Origin of the sequence: Nocardia sp. CS682, assembly GCF_004634405.1 — a bacterium.
GTDB lineage: Bacteria > Actinomycetota > Actinomycetes > Mycobacteriales > Mycobacteriaceae > Nocardia > Nocardia ninae.
In genome coordinates this window covers 5,907,507-5,922,966 of record NZ_CP029710.1, presented here as the reverse complement: position 1 = coordinate 5,922,966, position 15,460 = coordinate 5,907,507, and the positions used below count along the sequence as shown (strand labels likewise).

General features: G+C 67.1%; 13 protein-coding genes and 1 tRNA gene. 4 read left to right on the top strand and 10 right to left on the bottom strand.

The window, feature by feature from the left end:
- Window positions 1-37: 37 nt before the first annotated feature.
- Both DMB37_RS26570 and DMB37_RS26565 read right to left on the bottom strand, forming a co-directional pair.
- Complete coding sequence (locus DMB37_RS26570) at window positions 38-2,059, bottom strand: protein kinase (protein WP_135234995.1); 2,022 nt, start codon at window positions 2,057-2,059, stop codon at window positions 38-40.
- A 262-nt stretch (window positions 2,060-2,321) separates the two neighbouring features.
- On the bottom strand, window positions 2,322-3,857 hold the full coding sequence (locus tag DMB37_RS26565) for a serine/threonine-protein kinase (protein ID WP_135234994.1): 1,536 nt from the start codon (window positions 3,855-3,857) through the stop codon (window positions 2,322-2,324).
- 30 nt (window positions 3,858-3,887) lie between these two features.
- Here DMB37_RS26565 and DMB37_RS26560 point away from each other — a divergent pair, with 30 nt between their 5' ends.
- Together DMB37_RS26560 and DMB37_RS26555 are read left to right on the top strand one after the other, a co-directional pair.
- Window positions 3,888-4,307, top strand: a complete 420-nt coding sequence (locus DMB37_RS26560) for a DUF1707 domain-containing protein (protein ID WP_135234993.1) — start codon at window positions 3,888-3,890, stop codon at window positions 4,305-4,307.
- Complete coding sequence (locus DMB37_RS26555; RefSeq protein WP_135234992.1) at window positions 4,307-4,651, top strand: hypothetical protein; 345 nt, start codon at window positions 4,307-4,309, stop codon at window positions 4,649-4,651. The genes DMB37_RS26560 and DMB37_RS26555 overlap by 1 nt, the downstream gene beginning before the upstream one ends.
- Before the next feature lie 80 nt (window positions 4,652-4,731).
- Here the strand turns inward: DMB37_RS26555 and lat are convergent, their stop codons facing one another.
- Together lat and DMB37_RS26545 are read right to left on the bottom strand one after the other, a co-directional pair.
- Window positions 4,732-6,066: an L-lysine 6-transaminase gene (gene lat / locus DMB37_RS26550; RefSeq protein WP_135234991.1), complete on the bottom strand. Its 1,335-nt coding sequence runs from the start codon at window positions 6,064-6,066 to the stop codon at window positions 4,732-4,734.
- Between the two features lie 63 nt (window positions 6,067-6,129).
- A complete protein-coding gene (locus tag DMB37_RS26545) occupies window positions 6,130-6,582 on the bottom strand; it encodes an Lrp/AsnC family transcriptional regulator (protein ID WP_040732134.1) in 453 nt (150 codons plus the stop codon).
- A 112-nt stretch (window positions 6,583-6,694) separates the two neighbouring features.
- Between DMB37_RS26545 and DMB37_RS26540 the strand changes: the two genes are divergently transcribed.
- Complete coding sequence (locus DMB37_RS26540) at window positions 6,695-8,224, top strand: aldehyde dehydrogenase family protein (RefSeq protein WP_135234990.1); 1,530 nt, start codon at window positions 6,695-6,697, stop codon at window positions 8,222-8,224.
- A 53-nt stretch (window positions 8,225-8,277) separates the two neighbouring features.
- Here the strand turns inward: DMB37_RS26540 and DMB37_RS26535 are convergent, their stop codons facing one another.
- The 4 genes from DMB37_RS26535 to DMB37_RS26520 all read right to left on the bottom strand — a co-directional run bounded on the left by DMB37_RS26535 (window position 8,278) and on the right by DMB37_RS26520 (window position 13,876).
- Entirely contained in the window at window positions 8,278-9,531 is a 1,254-nt protein-coding gene (locus DMB37_RS26535) for a cytochrome P450 (protein ID WP_135234989.1), read from the bottom strand.
- Window positions 9,528-10,916 carry a hypothetical protein gene (locus tag DMB37_RS26530; protein WP_135234988.1) on the bottom strand — a complete coding sequence of 463 codons (1,389 nt, stop codon included), beginning with the start codon at window positions 10,914-10,916 and terminating at the stop codon, window positions 9,528-9,530. The genes DMB37_RS26535 and DMB37_RS26530 overlap by 4 nt, the downstream gene beginning before the upstream one ends.
- Window positions 10,916-11,740: an acyl-CoA thioesterase II gene (locus DMB37_RS26525; protein ID WP_135234987.1), complete on the bottom strand. Its 825-nt coding sequence runs from the start codon at window positions 11,738-11,740 to the stop codon at window positions 10,916-10,918. Before DMB37_RS26525 ends, DMB37_RS26530 begins: the two co-directional genes overlap by 1 nt.
- A gap of 432 nt (window positions 11,741-12,172) precedes the next feature.
- Window positions 12,173-13,876, bottom strand: a complete 1,704-nt coding sequence (locus DMB37_RS26520; RefSeq protein WP_135234986.1) for an MDR family MFS transporter — start codon at window positions 13,874-13,876, stop codon at window positions 12,173-12,175.
- A 301-nt stretch (window positions 13,877-14,177) separates the two neighbouring features.
- Between DMB37_RS26520 and DMB37_RS26515 the strand changes: the two genes are divergently transcribed.
- A tRNA-Met gene (locus tag DMB37_RS26515) sits at window positions 14,178-14,251 on the top strand.
- Window positions 14,252-14,367: 116 nt separating this feature from the next.
- On the opposite strand, the gene DMB37_RS26510 is transcribed toward DMB37_RS26515, so the two are convergent.
- Window positions 14,368-15,000, bottom strand: coding sequence for a Clp protease N-terminal domain-containing protein (locus DMB37_RS26510; RefSeq protein WP_135234985.1), 633 nt, complete (start codon window positions 14,998-15,000; stop codon window positions 14,368-14,370).
- A 36-nt stretch (window positions 15,001-15,036) separates the two neighbouring features.
- Entirely contained in the window at window positions 15,037-15,423 is a 387-nt protein-coding gene (locus tag DMB37_RS26505; RefSeq protein ID WP_206055016.1) for a DUF2511 domain-containing protein, read from the bottom strand.
- Between the last annotated feature and the right edge of the window lie 37 nt (window positions 15,424-15,460).

Below are 15,460 nucleotides of genomic sequence, written 5' to 3'. Positions count from 1 at the left end.
CTGTGCGGTTGGCGGAGCCCTGCCCAGGGTGGCGGAGCTAGTCCAGCCGGACGGCGACCCCATTGGAGAGGACGAAGTCGTGTAGTTCGAGATGGGTCGGGGTCGTTTCGGCGGGTACGTCGAAAACCAGTTGGGTGGTTGCCGATTGGCCCGGTGTCAGCTCGAACGAGTAGCCGTAGCCGTGCTGAGCGGATTGCCACATGGTGGCGGTGGCATTGTGGTCGAACGGGGTGCCCTGGGTGTCGAACAGGCGCTGCCCGAGGGGAAGGAACCGTTTCGGCTCGGCGGAGATGTTGCGGATCTCGAGCGTGACGATCACGAACGAACCCGACGCCGTCTGTAGTCCCACCCGACGGACATCGGTATCGACATCGCGCACCACGAACTCGAACTTGCCGTCCCGCACCGGAGTACCCGCGGCCGCCAGCCCCACCGACTCGGGCTGTTCGGGCGGTGGCGCCAGGTTCTCCTCCGCCATCGCCGTCGGCGGCGGCGCACCCGACCCGCCCGAGTCCCCGACCCGGCCAGCCGACGCCAGCAACGCGACACACCCCGCCGCCAGCATGAACGGCGTCAGAAATACGACGACCAGCGCGCCGATCACCTTCGACAACACGCCGCCACGCTTACGCCGCGGCCGACGCACCGGAGCGGCCGACGGCCGTCGGCGAGCGCCCGAATACCGCTGCGACTTGGGTGGTTTCGCCGGTGCGGGGAAGACTCGCCGCCCGTAACCGACGGGGTATCGCTGCTGCGGGACCATCGGACGGGACTGCGCGCCGGGACGAGCAGGGTCCACTGGACCTGCGGCGCGCTGTTCGGACGAACGCGGCATCACCAAGGCGCGCAGACCCCGCGCCGCCGCACCGAGCTGCCGCACCGCCGAAACCGGCTGCTGCGCCCGGGGATCCGACGCTCGACCGACCGGTGCCGGGCCCCGCTGCGGCACTGCGGAATACGCATTCTGGTCGGCGGACACCGGGCCCCGAAGCACAGGGCGCGCCGAATACTGCTGTGGTGGTGCATAGCTCGGCGGCAACGTCTCGAGCCGAGTCGCTACCCGAGTCGGCGCTGGGCCTGGAGCCGGCAGCACTTTGGTCAGCGCAGGCGATTTCGGCGTACGGGCAGGTGCGGGGCGCTGGGCGTCGATGGCAGCACGCTCAGCGGCGGCCGATCGAGTGGGCGCGGGGTCGGGCACCGGCAGCACCTTGGTCGACGCAGGTGACTTCGGCGGACGAGGAGCGGGCAGCGGGGTGCCGACCGCGGCATGCGCGGCGGCGGCGAAATCGCCTGCGCTGGCGTAGCGATCGGCGGGGTTCTTGGCCATGCCGCGGCTGATGACGGCGTCCAGGGTGGCGGGGACGGCGGCGTTACGGGATGCGGCGCGGGGTGGGTCGGTCATCAGGTGGGCGTGCATCTGCTGGGCCGGATCGGTGTCGCCGTAGGGGCGGCAGCCGGTGAGGCATTCGTAGAGGACGCAGGCGAGCGAGTACACATCGGAACGCGCGTCCGCCTTTCCGGTGAACCGCTCCGGCGCCATGTAGGCCAGGGTGCCGATCGCCAATCCGGTGGTGGTGACCGCGGTCTGGCCGATGCCGTGCGCGATGCCGAAGTCGATGAGATAGGCGAAGCCGCTGACGTGCACGACGATGTTGGACGGCTTGACATCACGATGTACCAGCCCGGCCCGGTGCGCCACGTCGAGCGCGGCCGCCACCTGTCCGACGATGCCGACGGCTGCGGCGGGCGCCATGGCCCCTGCGGCAATCGTGCTCGCCAGATCGCGGCCCTCGACGAATTCCATGTCGATGAACAGCCGACCGTCGATCTCGCCGAACCGATGGATTCGCGGAATACGCGGATCCCGCAGCTCGGCCACCACCTCGGCCTCGCGCTCGAATCGCCTGCGATACCCCGCATCCGCGGCAAGCTCGGCCGGCAAGAGTTTCAACGCCACCCAGCGCGCATTCGCGTCGTCGTAGGCCAGCCAGACCTGCCCCATCCCGCCTTTGCCGAGCAAACGCTCCAGCCGATAGCCCCCGAATCGCACCTCCCCCATCGCGAACCTCCAGTCACCGTCGACTTGTCCAGGCCCGGCCCGCCGGCCTCCGATCAATCCGAGGCTTCGCTGAAAACCACCAGCTCACACCGCGAACACCGCAGAACCCAACCTCCTTCGGAGCCTAACCCCACCCCGCCGACCCGGCCAGTGTGTCCTCAACAACACCCCGTCGTGCGTGGTGAAACCCAGCAACTCACCAACCGGACATGGCGACCGACCCAGCGAGAAGGCGTTCGCTGCCGTCATTTCGGCGACCGCCCTACCGGCCGTTGCCAGGCTTGCCGCGCCCGTTGCCGTTGCCGTTGCCATTGCCGGAGTTTCCGCTGGACTCGTCGCCATGCCCCGGCTTAGCGGTGTCCTGCTTCGGCTTCGGTGTGTCCTGCTTCGGCTGCTCGGCCGCCGGCATCGCGGGCATCCAGTTCGCGGCGCGGTCGGCGGTGCCGACGCAATGCAGCAGCGTGCCGTCCTTGGCGAGGCCGCGCACATCGACGGTGGGATCGCACGGCTGCCAAGCGACCGGAATGAGCACGGACGGGGCGGGAGAATTCGAGGCGACCGGTGGCCGGGCCTGCGCGGAGGCGACGTGCGGCGCAGCCGTGGACGACGGCCCGACGGTTGCCGTCGGCACCGATGTCGGTGCGGCCGAATCTTTTCCGTGTCCCCCCGGCCGACCGAGCCACAGCGCCAGCCCCACCGCCACGAGAAGCACCACCAAGGCACCCGCCGCGACACGCGATCGCATCGTCTGCCGCGAAACCCCCTCGCCCGAGCCAACGTCCGCCCGCGCACCACCGTCACCTGCTGTACCACCGGACCGCACCGGCCACGTAACCCCCTGCGCCGCGGCTCCCGCTCGAGCTGAGTCACGCTGACCCGAATCACGTCTCAGCGGCAGTGTCGCAGGCACATCCGCTGCTCGAAATGACTGCGGCAGAGCAGATGCCGTAAAGGCGGCGGCGGACGTCACAACCGTCGGCACGTCGAGCCCGGTGATCGCGGCGTAGGCGGCCGACGCCAATTCCCCTGCGCTGGCGCAGCGTTGCTCCGGTACCTTGGCCATGCCGCGAGCGATAACGGCATCCAAACCGGCGGGCACCGCGTGATTGAAGTCGGCGGCGAGCGGCGGGTCCGTCATCAGGTGCGCCATCAATGACTGTGCGGCATCGGCATTGCCGAAAGGCCGCCGCGCGGTCAGGCATTCATACAGCACGCAGGCCAGCGAGTACTGGTCGGCGCGGGCGTCGCCCGCGCCGGAGAAACGTTCCGGCGCCATATAGGCCAGCGTGCCGACCACATTGCTGCTCGTGGTGATCGCGGGCTGGTCGACCCGATACGCCGTACCGAAGTCGATCAGATGCGCGATGCCGGCGGGATCGAGCATGATGTTGGACGGTTTGACGTCACGATGCACCAGCCCGGCCCGGTGCGCGGCGTCGAGGGCCTCCGCGACCTGCACCACGATCCGTACCGCCCGCGCGGGCGCCATCGGCCCTTCGCACCGGAGCACGGTGGCGAGGTCGGTGCCCTCGATGTACTCCATGTCGAGATAGAGCTGACCGTCGAGCTCGCCGAAGGAGTGAATCGCCGCGAGATGCGGCCCGCGCACCTGGGCCGCCAGCCGCGCCTCCCTGGTGAACCGCTGCCGGTACTTCGGGTCGGCCGCCACCGAGGCGGACAACACCTTCAATGCGACCACACGATCGGCGATGCTGTCGTGCGCGAGCCACACCTGTCCGGTGCCACCGCTGCCGAGCAATCGATCGAGGCGATAGTGGCCGAACCACGTCTCACCCATGGTGTTGAACCTCCCGCTAGCCTTCTCCTCATGGAGGAGCTACCCGAAATCCGTATCGGCACCGCGGAGCGTGAAGACGCTATGCGGCGATTGTCCGATCATTTCGCAGCCGGGCGGCTCAGCGTCGCGGAATTCGACGAGCGCAGCGCGGTGATCGCGGCCGCCGTCACCCGCGGTGACATCACACCGGTTTTCGCGGATCTGCCGGATCCGCTCGTCAAAGCCGCTGCGGTGCCCGCCGAGTCGAAGTCCGGCTTCCTCGCCGACTGGCCGGAACGGGCGATGGCGGTCGTCCCGATCCTGGCGGTCATCCTGTTCTTCACCACCGGCAGTTGGCTGTGGTTCCTGGCGATTCCGCTGATGGGCGCCCTGCTGTTCGGCAGCGGGCACGGCGGCCACGGCTGGCACGGTGGGCACGGCCGAGGTCGCGGTCGCCGGCGGGAGTCCTGATGGAGCCGATCGAAATCAACGCGGGGACTTGGTATCTGCGCGCCCTGCGCGCCGACGACCGGATCGACGATCGCCCGGCCCTGGCCGAGGGTGGCATCACCGACCCCAGCTATGTCGCGCTGCGCACCGCCGGATGGGCGGAGGAGTCCCACTTCTCGTGGGCGGTCTGCGAACCGACTACCGCGGAGATGGTCGCCGAGGTCGACGCCAGGCCCACCGCCGACGGCACCGCCGAAGTCACCGGCTGGGCGCGCAAAGGATACGAACCGGCCCTCGAAGCCGGACTGACCACCGTCCGCCGATTCGTCGAGGGCGCCCTGGGCCTGCGCCCCACCACCGACTGAACTACCGGTACCGACAGCAATGCGCGGGCGGCCGGAAAGATCCCAGCTGCCCGCGCACAGTCGCAGTAAGCGGTGTCGCCTTACTCGAAGCCGGCGATCACCCGATCGAGCGCGTCGACCGCGGCATCCAGCTCGGCAACGCTGACGGTCAGCGGCGGCCGGAAGCGGATTCCCCGCTCACCCGTGCCGAGGATCAGCACATGCTCGCGCTCCCGCAGCGCGGTGACCACCTCGTCGCGCAACTGCGCCGACGCCACCGTCACCGCGCACATCAGCCCACGGCCCCGCGGTTCGGTAATGCTCGGGTGCTGCGCGGCCAGGATCTGCAGCCGATCGAGCAGATGCGCGCCGAGGGCCCGCGACCGTTCGATGAGCGAGTCTTGCTCGAGCACCTCGAGGATGCGCCGGACGCGCACCATGTCGGTGAGGTTGCCGCCCCAGGTCGAGTTGATCCGGGAGTTGACCACGAACACGTTGTCGGGCACCTCGTCGACGCGCCCGCCCGCCATCACGCCGCACACCTGGGTCTTCTTGCCGAACGCGATGACATCGGGCTGCACGCCGAGTTGCTGGTAGGCCCAGGTGGTTCCGGTCATGCCGACGCCGGTCTGCACCTCGTCCAGCACGAACAGCGCGTCGTTCTCGTGACACAGCTGCTGCATCGCCTGCAGGAACTCCGGCCGCAGGTGCCGGTCACCGCCCTCGCCCTGGATCGGCTCGGCGATGAAACACGCGATGTCGTGCGGGTTTTCGGCGAACGCGCGGCGGGCCTGGTCCAGCGCACGGGCCTCGGCCGCGTCGATGTCGTGGTCCTCGCACAGGAACGGCGCGTCGATGCGCGGCCAATCGAACTTGGGGAATCTGGCGGTCTTCACCGGGTCGGTGTTGGTGAGCGACATGGTGTAGCCGGTGCGGCCGTGGAAGGCGCCGGTCAGGTGCAGCACCCTGGTGCCGAGTTCCGGTGCGCGGCCGTTGCTTTCGTTGTGCCTGCTCTTCCAGTCGAACGCGATCTTCAGCGCGTTCTCCACGGCGAGCCCGCCACCGTCGATGAAGAACAGGTGCGGTAGCCGCGGATCACCGAGCACCCGCACGAACGTCTCCACGAAGCGGGCCATCTCGACGGTGTAGATGTCGGAGTTGCTCGGCTTGTTGAGCGCGGCGGTCACCAGCTGTTCGCGGAACTCGTCGTCCTCGGCCAGCGCGGGGTGGTTCATCCCCAGTGCGTTGGACGCGAAGAAGCCGAACATGTCCAGATAGGAGCTGCCGTCACGTTCGTCGACGAGCTTGCAGCCGCGGGACTGCTGTAGATCCAGCACCAGGTCGAAGCCGTCGGCGAGGATGCTGGCCGACAAGATCTCGTGCACCCGGGCGGCGGGGGTGACCGCCGGGCGGGTGCGTTCCAGTTCGATGGTCACGCCACCGAGGATACGAAAATTTACGGTTTCTGTACAGGAAAGCGGATTAATTACACGTAACAGCTACCTGTCATAGAATGTCTGCAAGATGATGGTGCTTCGGGTCCTGACGTTGGCGGTCGCTCTGATCTCCTGCAGCAGCTGCTCGAGGTGCCGTGGTGAGGCCACCCGAACCAGCAGGACATAGCTCTCGTCACCGGCCACCGAATGGCACGCCTCGATCCCGGGGATGTGCTGCAATACGGCCGGGGCGTCATCGGGCTGCGACGGGTCGAGAGGAGTGATCGCGACGAATGCCGACAACAGCTGGCCGAGTGCCTCCGGGTCGACGTGCGCCGTGTAGCCGCGGATCACCCCGCGCGCTTCCAGCCTGCGCACCCGCGATTGCACGGCGGACACCGACAGGCTCGCCTTCTCGGCCAGATTCGACAGCGTGGCGCGTCCATCGGCCATCAGTTCCCGAATCAGCAGGCGATCGATGTCGTCGAGTGCAGGTCGTGCAGGTGTATCCGCCATCAGCGGAGACTAACCCAGGCGACCCCGCTCGTGGCAGGAACCTCACCCCGATCCTCCCAAGACATGGGACAGATATGCCGCAATGCGGCCGAAAGGTACGGCGGAGCAACAGATGACAGATGTACTCGGCGATCAGACCACTCGGGAACTCGCGGAGCGCGCGGCAGCGGTGCTGCGCGGACTCGGCGTAACGCCCCCGGAATCCGGCGATCTGTCCGCCCGCAGCCCGATCACCGGCGGACAGCTGATGACCCTGCAATCGAGCTCGATGGACGAGGTGGATGCCGCGATCGCGCGGGCGGCCACGGCATTCGGCGCCTGGCGGACCGTGCCGGCACCGGTCCGCGCCGCGGTGGTGCGCAGGCTGGCCGAGCTGCTGACCGCGCACAAGAGCGAACTCGCCGAACTGGTCACGCTGGAGGCGGGCAAGATCGGCGCCGAGGCCGCGGGCGAGGTGCAGGAGATGATCGACGTCTGCGAATTCGCGATCGGTCTCTCGCGCCAGCTCTACGGGCAGACGATGCCCTCGGAGCGGCCCGGCCACCGGTTGATGGAGACGTGGCATCCGCTGGGCGTCGTCGGGGTCATCTCCGCGTTCAACTTCCCGGTGGCCGTATGGGCGTGGAACACCGCGATCGCGCTGGTCTGCGGTGACACCGTGGTGTGGAAGCCGTCGGAGACGACGCCGCTGACCGCGCTCGCCTGCCACACCTTGCTGCGTCGCGCCGCGACCGACGTCGGGGCGGATCCCGAAGTGCACCAACTGGTTCAGGGCGCGGCCGACGTCGGCGCCCGGCTGGTGGACGACGAACGAGTGGCGCTGGTCAGCGCGACCGGCTCGGTCCGGATGGGCCGGATCGTGGCGCCGCGGGTGGCCGAGCGGTTCGGCCGCTGCCTGCTGGAACTGGGCGGCAACAACGGTGCGATCGTCACGCCCTCAGCGGATTTGGAGCTGGCGGCGCGTGGCATCGTGTTCGCCGCGGCGGGCACGGCGGGCCAGCGGTGTACCACCCTGCGCCGGCTGATCGCACACGCCGACGTGGTCGGGCCGCTGGTCGAGCGGATCGAGAGCGCGTATCAACAACTGCGCGTCGGCAATCCGCTGGAAGACGGAGTGCTGGTCGGTCCGCTGATCGATGGCCGGGCCTACGCGGGCATGCGGGCCGCGCTGGACAAGGCGCTCGCCGACGGCGGCGAATTGATCTGCGGCGGTGAACGAGTCGACGGCTTCGGTGACGACGCGTACTACGTGCGGCCTGCCATCGTGCGGATGCCCGCCCAGACCGCGGTGGTGCGCGAGGAGACCTTCGCGCCCATCCTGTACGTGCTGACCTACCACGATTTCGACAGTGCGATCGCCATGCACAACGAAGTGCCGCAGGGACTCTCGTCGGCCGTCTTCACCAGCGACCAGCGCGAGGCCGAGCGCTTCCTGGCCGCCGACGGCTCCGACTGCGGCATCGCCAACGTGAATATCGGGACCTCCGGCGCCGAGATCGGCGGCGCGTTCGGCGGCGAGAAGCAGACCGGCGGCGGCCGCGAATCCGGTTCGGATTCGTGGAAGGCGTACATGCGCCGCGCCACCAACACCATCAACTACTCCGCCGAACTGCCACTGGCGCAAGGCATCAAGTTCGGCTGATCCGTAACCGACGCACGAGGCCCGGCTCAGCAGAGCCGGGCCTTCGTCGTTGCTCAGTCGATGACGGTCGGCAGCGTTTGCAGGCCGCGCAGGAAGGTGCTCGGCCGCCACTGCACCGCGTCGGCCATCTTCATGTTCGGATAGCGGGCCAGGATCTTCTCGAACGCCACCTTCGCCTCCAACCGCGCGAGCGGGGCGCCGACGCAGTAGTGGATGCCGTGGCCGAAGGCCAGGTGGCCGCCCTTGTTCAGGCCGGTTTTACCGATCTCTATGGTGTGCGGGTCCGCGAACTGGCCCGGGTCGTGATCGGCCGCGGCGAGCGACACCGACACCAGCTCCTCGGCCGGAATGTCGATGCCCGCCAACGTGACCGGCTCGGCGGTGTACCGCAGGGTAGCCAGGTGGACGGGCCCCTCGTGGCGGAGGAACTCCTCGATGGCGGCGGGAATCCGCTCCGGCGCGTGCGTGAGTTCCTCGTACAGCACCCGGTCGCGCAGCATCGCGTAGAGGCCGTTGCCGATCAGGTTGACCGTCGTTTCGTGACCGGCCACCAGGATCAGAAACAGCATGGCGATCAGTTCCCGGTCGCTGAGCTTGTCGCCCTCGTGGTTGGCCATGATCAGCTGGGACAGCAGGTCCTCGCCGAGGTCCTTCGATCGCTCGGCGACCAGCCCGATCAGGTAGGTGGCCAGCTCGATACTCGCGGCCCCGCGCTCGGCCGCCGTGGCGTAGAACGGTGAATTCGCCACGGCTGCTTGGTCTTCGGCGTTCTCGGCCGAGGACGCCGTCATCGTGGTTGACAACTCCCGGAACCGCGCCCGATCCGCCTCCGGCACGCCGAACAGTTCGCAGATCACCGTCATCGGAATCGGCAGCGCGTAGCCGTCGATCAAGTCGACTTCGGACTTGCCCGCCATCTCGTCGAGCAGCTGATCGGCGAGCGCATCGATGCGCGGGTGCAACTGCTCCACGGTGCGCGGGGTGAACCCCTTGGTCACCAGCCTGCGCAGGCGAGTGTGGTCCGGCGGGTCGGAGCTGAGCATGTGTTCCCACAGGTCCGTGCTGATCGTGGTGTACGTATCGCCAGGTCGCAGCCGCGTCGTGATCGGGGCCAGTGCGGCCGCGCCTTTCTTGATCCGGTCGTCGGCGAGTACCGCACGGGCGAGCTGATAGTCGACCACCAGCCACGAGGTCAGCCCGTTCGGCAGCAGCACGTGGTGGATCGGCCCTTGTTTGCGCAGTTCGTCGTAGACCGGATGCGGGTTGTAGACGAACTCGGTGCCCAGTTTGATCAACGGCTTGGTCATGAGAACTCCCTGGCTGTCTTGCTGGTACTGCCGCCACCACTGCTGACGTGCAGCGGATCCAACCCCCAGGACTCGGCGACCAGCCGCGCCAAGAAGCCCAATTCCTCGTCGGTGTGCGCCATTTCGGGTTTGATGCTCTCCAGCACCCACTGGATCTTCCCGTCGAACTCCGAGAGCCAGGTGGCCAGCGCGATCGGCTGCCGACCGGCCTGCTCGGTGTCGATGCCCTGGAAGACGCCGCGCATCACGAACATCGTCGGCGCCGCGCCATGGCGCACCACCGTCGGCACGAACGGGTCCAATACGCCCATGTTCGAGCACATACCGACGGTGATCGGCGGGGTGTCGACGAGCCGCTCGACCACCCCCTCCGGGAGCACGTCGACCAGTTCGGGCGGCATGTTCCGCGGGCGCGAGATCCCGCCGGCCCCGACCCCGTGCACCGACCCGAAGCCGGCCTTGCTGGCCGCGCGCAACGGTGCCAGGTCGAACTGATCCAGCCACTCCCGCTGCACCACGATGGGCACGCGGGCAAAGGAATTCGAGTCGATCTGGTCCTGCTCGCGCAGAATCCGCACGGCGGTCAGCAACACCAGTGGACCTGTCTCGCCGATCAGCCCGCAGTGCCGCAGGAGATCGGCGACCAGCGCCAGATACAGCGTGTTGGAGGTGCCGCCGCGCTGGGCCGCGAGGTCCTTCCACCGCGCCGCGTCGAAGGTGGCGACCACCGAGCCTTCCCGCCAGCCGAGTGGCGCGGACTTTCGCGTCGGGCCGCGACCGGACAGGGCGTTGCGGATTGCCTTGCGATGAGATGGATCTCGGCGCGCTCGTCGCGCTTCCGAAACCACCTCGCGCGCAACGGCTATCCCGCGGCGCGTGCCGTCCTTCAGGTCATCGCGGAAGGTGACGGCGTCGGTGAGGCCCTCCGTGGTGGCGAGCTCGGGCTGGACCAAGCCGATCGCCGCCATCAGTCCCGCGTGACCGTCGGCGATGGCGTGCGAGGCGATACAGGACAGGACCATGCCACCGGACCGCGTCGGCACCGCCGAGAGCCGCCACCCGTAGCCCCGTTCCGGGTCGAGCGGGTACTGCGCTTCGTCGCTCGCCCAGGCCAGCGCGTCGGCGTCGTCGATCGCGGCATGCTCCAGGTGCAACGGCAAGGCGGTGTCCGCCAATACCCAGCGCCAGCGGGCGAAGGGCACTCTCGGGCGCCGCACCCGCCGCATGAACGGGCCGGAGCGCAGCTGGGCGTACATCTGGCTCAGCTCCTCCTCGGTGAGCCGGTTGGCCAGCACCGTCACCGTCTGGCTGATGACCGGTGCCCCGTAGCCGTGGTGCAGTCGCAGGAACGCCTTGTCGGTGAGACCGACATACACGGGGGCCATCAGGAGGCCGCCCGGTCGACGAGGCTGTGGCCGAAACCGGGGTCGGCCAGCCGCAGCATCCGCTCCTGGGCGACCATGGCCACCAATTCGCCGCTGCGGCTGAAGATCCGGCCCTGGGTGAACGCGCGCCCCGCGCCTGCCGACGGCGATATCTCGTCGTACAGCAGCCAGTCGTCGACGCGGCACGGCCGCATGAACCAGATCGAATAGTCCAGCGCGGCAGTCTGAATGGCGATGCCCGGGTGCAGCGCGACGGCGGCGCCAAGCAGCGTCATGTCACTGGCGTAGGTCAGCGCGCAACTGTGCGTCACCGGGCAGTCCGGCAGCTTGCCGGTGTAGCGCAACCAAACCTGTTGGCGCGCAGCACCGATCGTGGAGTCGGGCACCGGTCGAATGTCCCAGCCCTCCCATTCGTTACCCGCGTCGCCCACGCCGATCGGGGCCAGCTGTTCCGGGCCCGGCGCCTCGGGGCACGCATCGGCGTGCCGCACGCCACGGTCGCCGACATGGAACGAGGCGACCATCAAGAAGGTCTCCCGGCCGTGCTGCACCGCCCGGATGCGGCGAACCGCGAACGACCGGCCGTGCTTGACGGTGTCGACCAGATAGTCGATCGGAATCTCCGACGCGGTCGACCGCACGAAGTATCCGTGTATCGAATGAACCTTGAATCCGGCGGGCATGCCCGCCGATCCCGCCGCCAGCGCTCGTGCCGCCACTTCGCCGCCGAATGTCCGAACCAGCGCGGTGCGGTGCTGCAGCTTGCCACGAAAGAAGTTCGTGTCGATCTGCTCCACCGCCATCGCGTCGAGTAACTCAACCATGGGCAAAACCTTCGCTTCAGAGATCCCAAACAGTGCTGGCGATGCACCCGTGCAGATGGAGCTCGGATAAATCATCGTGTGACACCTCGTACCAGACACAGTGAACCTCTGGTTAATCTAATTCAAGAGGGGTGTAGTCCATTTCACAGGCAGTGGATTCGTCTTTACGGAATACCTTCGATAGACATTCACGCAAAACACCCATACCGGCGACTCGACAACCCTTGACCAGGCATTATCCGGGGATCGTGACCGGATCTCCGGCCCCGAACACGACTTGTCGTACCTGCGTCGAATTGCGCGATTCAAGTATGGGACGCGATTTACCATTCGTTTACGAATGGTCGATCAGCACACCACTTTCTGAGAATTGCCATCATTTAATGGACAGTTAACAATCGCGCATGGATTGTCCGATTCCTGCCCGTTTTCCTACTTCGGAGAGCTGACGTCGGCTCCGGATGACTCGATCCCGCCGGATTCCCGCAGCGGGATCTCCTTCCAGAACAGCACCATTACCAAGGCGACGAGCGCGAGCACGGCGGCCGCCAGGTATACCGTCGACATGGCTTCGGCGAAGCCGGTCTGCAATGGACCCGCGAGCGTCGGGTTCAGCTGCTGAATGACCGAACTGTCGTCGAGCACCTTCTGCACCGCCGCCGGGTCGTGATGGACCAGTCCCTGCGCGAACGCCACGTCGACAGGATTGCTGCTGTGCAAGCCGGCCAGCACGGCCTGCTGGTACACCGGACTCGTCGACGCCGCTTCGATCGCGGCGCTCACCTTGGTCGGTAGCAGGCCGAACAGCGTCGACAGCAATGCCGCGACGCCGAGCGTGCCGCCGACCTGACGGAAGAAGGTGGCGGCCGCACTCGATACGCCCATGTCCTTGGGCGCGGCGGCGTTCTGGATGGCCAAGGTGATGGGCTGCAACAGATTTCCCAGTCCGAACCCGGTGATCGCCATGAAGATCATCGTTCGCCACAGCGGCGTTTCCGGCGTCAGATAGTGGAACAGGAACAAGCCGACCGCGACCGTCGCCGTACCGATGATCGGGAACGCCCGGTACCGGCCGGTCCGCGTGATGAGCCGGTTGGAAACGATCGAACCCACCATCAGGCCACCGACCATCGGCAACAACTGCAGACCCGCGGCTATCGGACTGGCCCCGCGCACGACCTGCAGATACTGCGGGACCAGGATGATGCCACCGAACAGCGACGCACCGACCACCAGCGCGATCGCGACGCCCAGCGCGAAGGTCCGATTCCGGAAGAGCCGCAACGGAATCAAGGCCGCCTCCCCCATCTTCGCTTCGATACCGATGAACGCGATCAGCCCGACCGCGCCGATCAGATAACAGGCCACCGCGCCCACACTGGTCCATCCCCAACTGCGGCCTTGCTCCGCGACGATCAGCAATGGCGTGATGCCGGTGGCGAAGGCCGCGGTGCCGAGCCAATCGACACGACCGTTGGCTGGACCGCTCCTCGGTATCCGGACCACGCGATACACCACCACCAGCGCGACCAGCCCGACCGGAACGTTGATCAAGAACACCCAGCGCCAGCCGGTGATCCCGAGAATGGCGTGCTGACTGGCGAAGAGACCGCCGAGTACCGGGCCGATCACACTCGCCGTCGCCCAGGTGGCCAGGAAATGCCCTTGATACTTGGCTCTTTCGCGGGGACTGACGATGTCACCGAGGATGGCCGAGGCAAGCGACATCAGCCCGCCCGCACCCACGCCCTGCACAGCCCGGAACACCGCGAGCTGATACATCGACTGCGCCACCGTGCACAGCAGCGATCCGCCGACGAATATCACGATGGCGGCGAGCAGAAATGGCCTGCGGCCGTACATATCCGACAATTTGCCGTACAACGGCGTCGTCAACGTCGCGGTGATCAGGTACGCGGTCGTGACCCACGCCTGCAACGAATAGCCGGACAGGTCATCGGCGATGGTCCGCACGGCGGTCGCGGTGATCGTCTGATCCAGCGCCGCCATGAACATGCCGAGGACCAGGCCACTCAGGATGACCAGCACCTGCCGATGGGTAAATCCTGCCGGACTGTCCGATACCGCCGCCGCGTCTACTAGCTCGGTCCGATGTCCGCGATGGGTCAGCGCCATCAGCAACTCCTGAAATCAGAAAATCACGCATCAGTTGTCGAAACTGCGGTCATTCCCATCCCCGGACCGCGGCGACCTTGCGCCCACGAAACTCAGCATCACGAACCAGCAACGATAAACCTCGGTCACGATTCGGGAAACGGGGAGTGATGTCTATCTCTCCTGGTGATAGCAGTGATCCACGCCATAGCTCTCACAGAACCGCTGCGGCCCGTCCTCCCCTGCACGCCACCCCAGACGACTCGCCCCACCAGGCGTTTTCGCATCCGGACCCGCAGTGTGTAAGGTTGGAGACACCCAACGCGGGGTGGAGCAGCTCGGTAGCTCGCTGGGCTCATAACCCAGAGGTCGCAGGTTCAAATCCTGTCCCCGCTACAAACGATACGGCCCGAAACCACAAGGTTCCGGGCCGTTTTCGTTATCGGAGCCGAGTGCGCACCGCACCGCAGGCAACGATGCGGCCCACGCCATTGGCCCCGGGACGAGCCGGCCTACTTTCCGTCCATTCGCGCGAGCGCTTCATCGACGATCCCGTGTAGGTCTACCCCGGTCTCCGCACGGACCCAAGCGATTTCATCGTTCTTGTAGTTGAAACCCCACTTGGGCCCGCTTCCCGGCGGGTGACGTACCACGAGCAGCGCGACGACATCGTCGGTTGCCCGCCGCGGAAATTCGACGTAGGTGGCCATTCGGATCGGGCGTTCGCGTACGGGCAGCGGGGCCCGCAGTAGTTCCACACCCAGACCGCTCAGTGCGGCAACGATCGCCGCGCGAGTTTCTTCGGAGGTGTCGGGCAACAACCAGCGCGTGCGATCCCATAGAACAGCGAGCAGGAAGTGCACTGTGTCCGGCTCGGTAGCCCCCAACGCGTAAGCGATACCTTCGGCGCGTCCATGGACTGTGCGCCAGCGAGGATTAGGGCTCCGCCTGTCCACGGTTGCGCCGGAATCGATTGTCCTCAGCCGTGTTTCCACAGCCACAGCGTCGATGCCTGCCTGCTCGAGGGCCTGCCGCGCCACATCGTTGCCGTCGCCGCGCAGCACACCCAGCAGTGTGTGCTCCGGGCCGATCCAGCCATGCTTCAGGCGCGCCGCCTCATCGGCCCCGATCCTGAGCAGATCCATCCATTTATGGTGCACGGATCGGCCGTGCCCCGCACGCTATCCCGCGAACTTGCACAACTGCAGCGTTCTGCTGCGCACGGCGCCGAGACTTATCTTGTCGCCACCGGAACCGTCGGCGCGCAGTGGTTCGATACTGGGCACTCCTGCTTGTTCGGCATTTTCGTTCAGCGCGTAGGCCTTGCCGTCCGGGGCGACGAACACGGCCTGGTCGCCTGCGCGGCATTCGATGGTGCCGCGCTCAACGGTGAACGGCCATAAGTAGCCCAGGTTTTCGCTCGCTACGGGCTGACTGCTGGACGTCGGTTCCGGCAGGGGCACCGGGGTCGGCTGTGCGGGTGACTTCGGCCCGGCACCGCCGCCGCACGCGCTGATCAGCAGTGCGATGCTGCACGCGCCACCGGCGAGGAGCAATCCTCTAACCATCGAACTCATACCTTCCTCCGGTAACCTCGATCTTCGT

Coding starts and splice junctions, on each gene's coding strand:
- DMB37_RS26570 (WP_135234995.1), bottom strand. CDS start 2,059: ATGGGGGAGGTGCGATTCGGGGGCTATCGGCTGGAGCGTTTGCTCGGC.
- DMB37_RS26565 (WP_135234994.1), bottom strand. CDS start 3,857: ATGGGTGAGACGTGGTTCGGCCACTATCGCCTCGATCGATTGCTCGGC.
- DMB37_RS26560 (WP_135234993.1), top strand. CDS start 3,888: ATGGAGGAGCTACCCGAAATCCGTATCGGCACCGCGGAGCGTGAAGAC.
- DMB37_RS26555 (WP_135234992.1), top strand. CDS start 4,307: ATGGAGCCGATCGAAATCAACGCGGGGACTTGGTATCTGCGCGCCCTG.
- DMB37_RS26545 (WP_040732134.1), bottom strand. CDS start 6,582: ATGGCGGATACACCTGCACGACCTGCACTCGACGACATCGATCGCCTG.
- DMB37_RS26540 (WP_135234990.1), top strand. CDS start 6,695: ATGACAGATGTACTCGGCGATCAGACCACTCGGGAACTCGCGGAGCGC.
- DMB37_RS26535 (WP_135234989.1), bottom strand. CDS start 9,531: ATGACCAAGCCGTTGATCAAACTGGGCACCGAGTTCGTCTACAACCCG.
- DMB37_RS26530 (WP_135234988.1), bottom strand. CDS start 10,916: ATGGCCCCCGTGTATGTCGGTCTCACCGACAAGGCGTTCCTGCGACTG.
- DMB37_RS26525 (WP_135234987.1), bottom strand. CDS start 11,740: ATGGTTGAGTTACTCGACGCGATGGCGGTGGAGCAGATCGACACGAAC.
- DMB37_RS26520 (WP_135234986.1), bottom strand. CDS start 13,876: ATGGCGCTGACCCATCGCGGACATCGGACCGAGCTAGTAGACGCGGCG.
- DMB37_RS26510 (WP_135234985.1), bottom strand. CDS start 15,000: ATGGATCTGCTCAGGATCGGGGCCGATGAGGCGGCGCGCCTGAAGCAT.
- DMB37_RS26505 (WP_206055016.1), bottom strand. CDS start 15,423: ATGGTTAGAGGATTGCTCCTCGCCGGTGGCGCGTGCAGCATCGCACTG.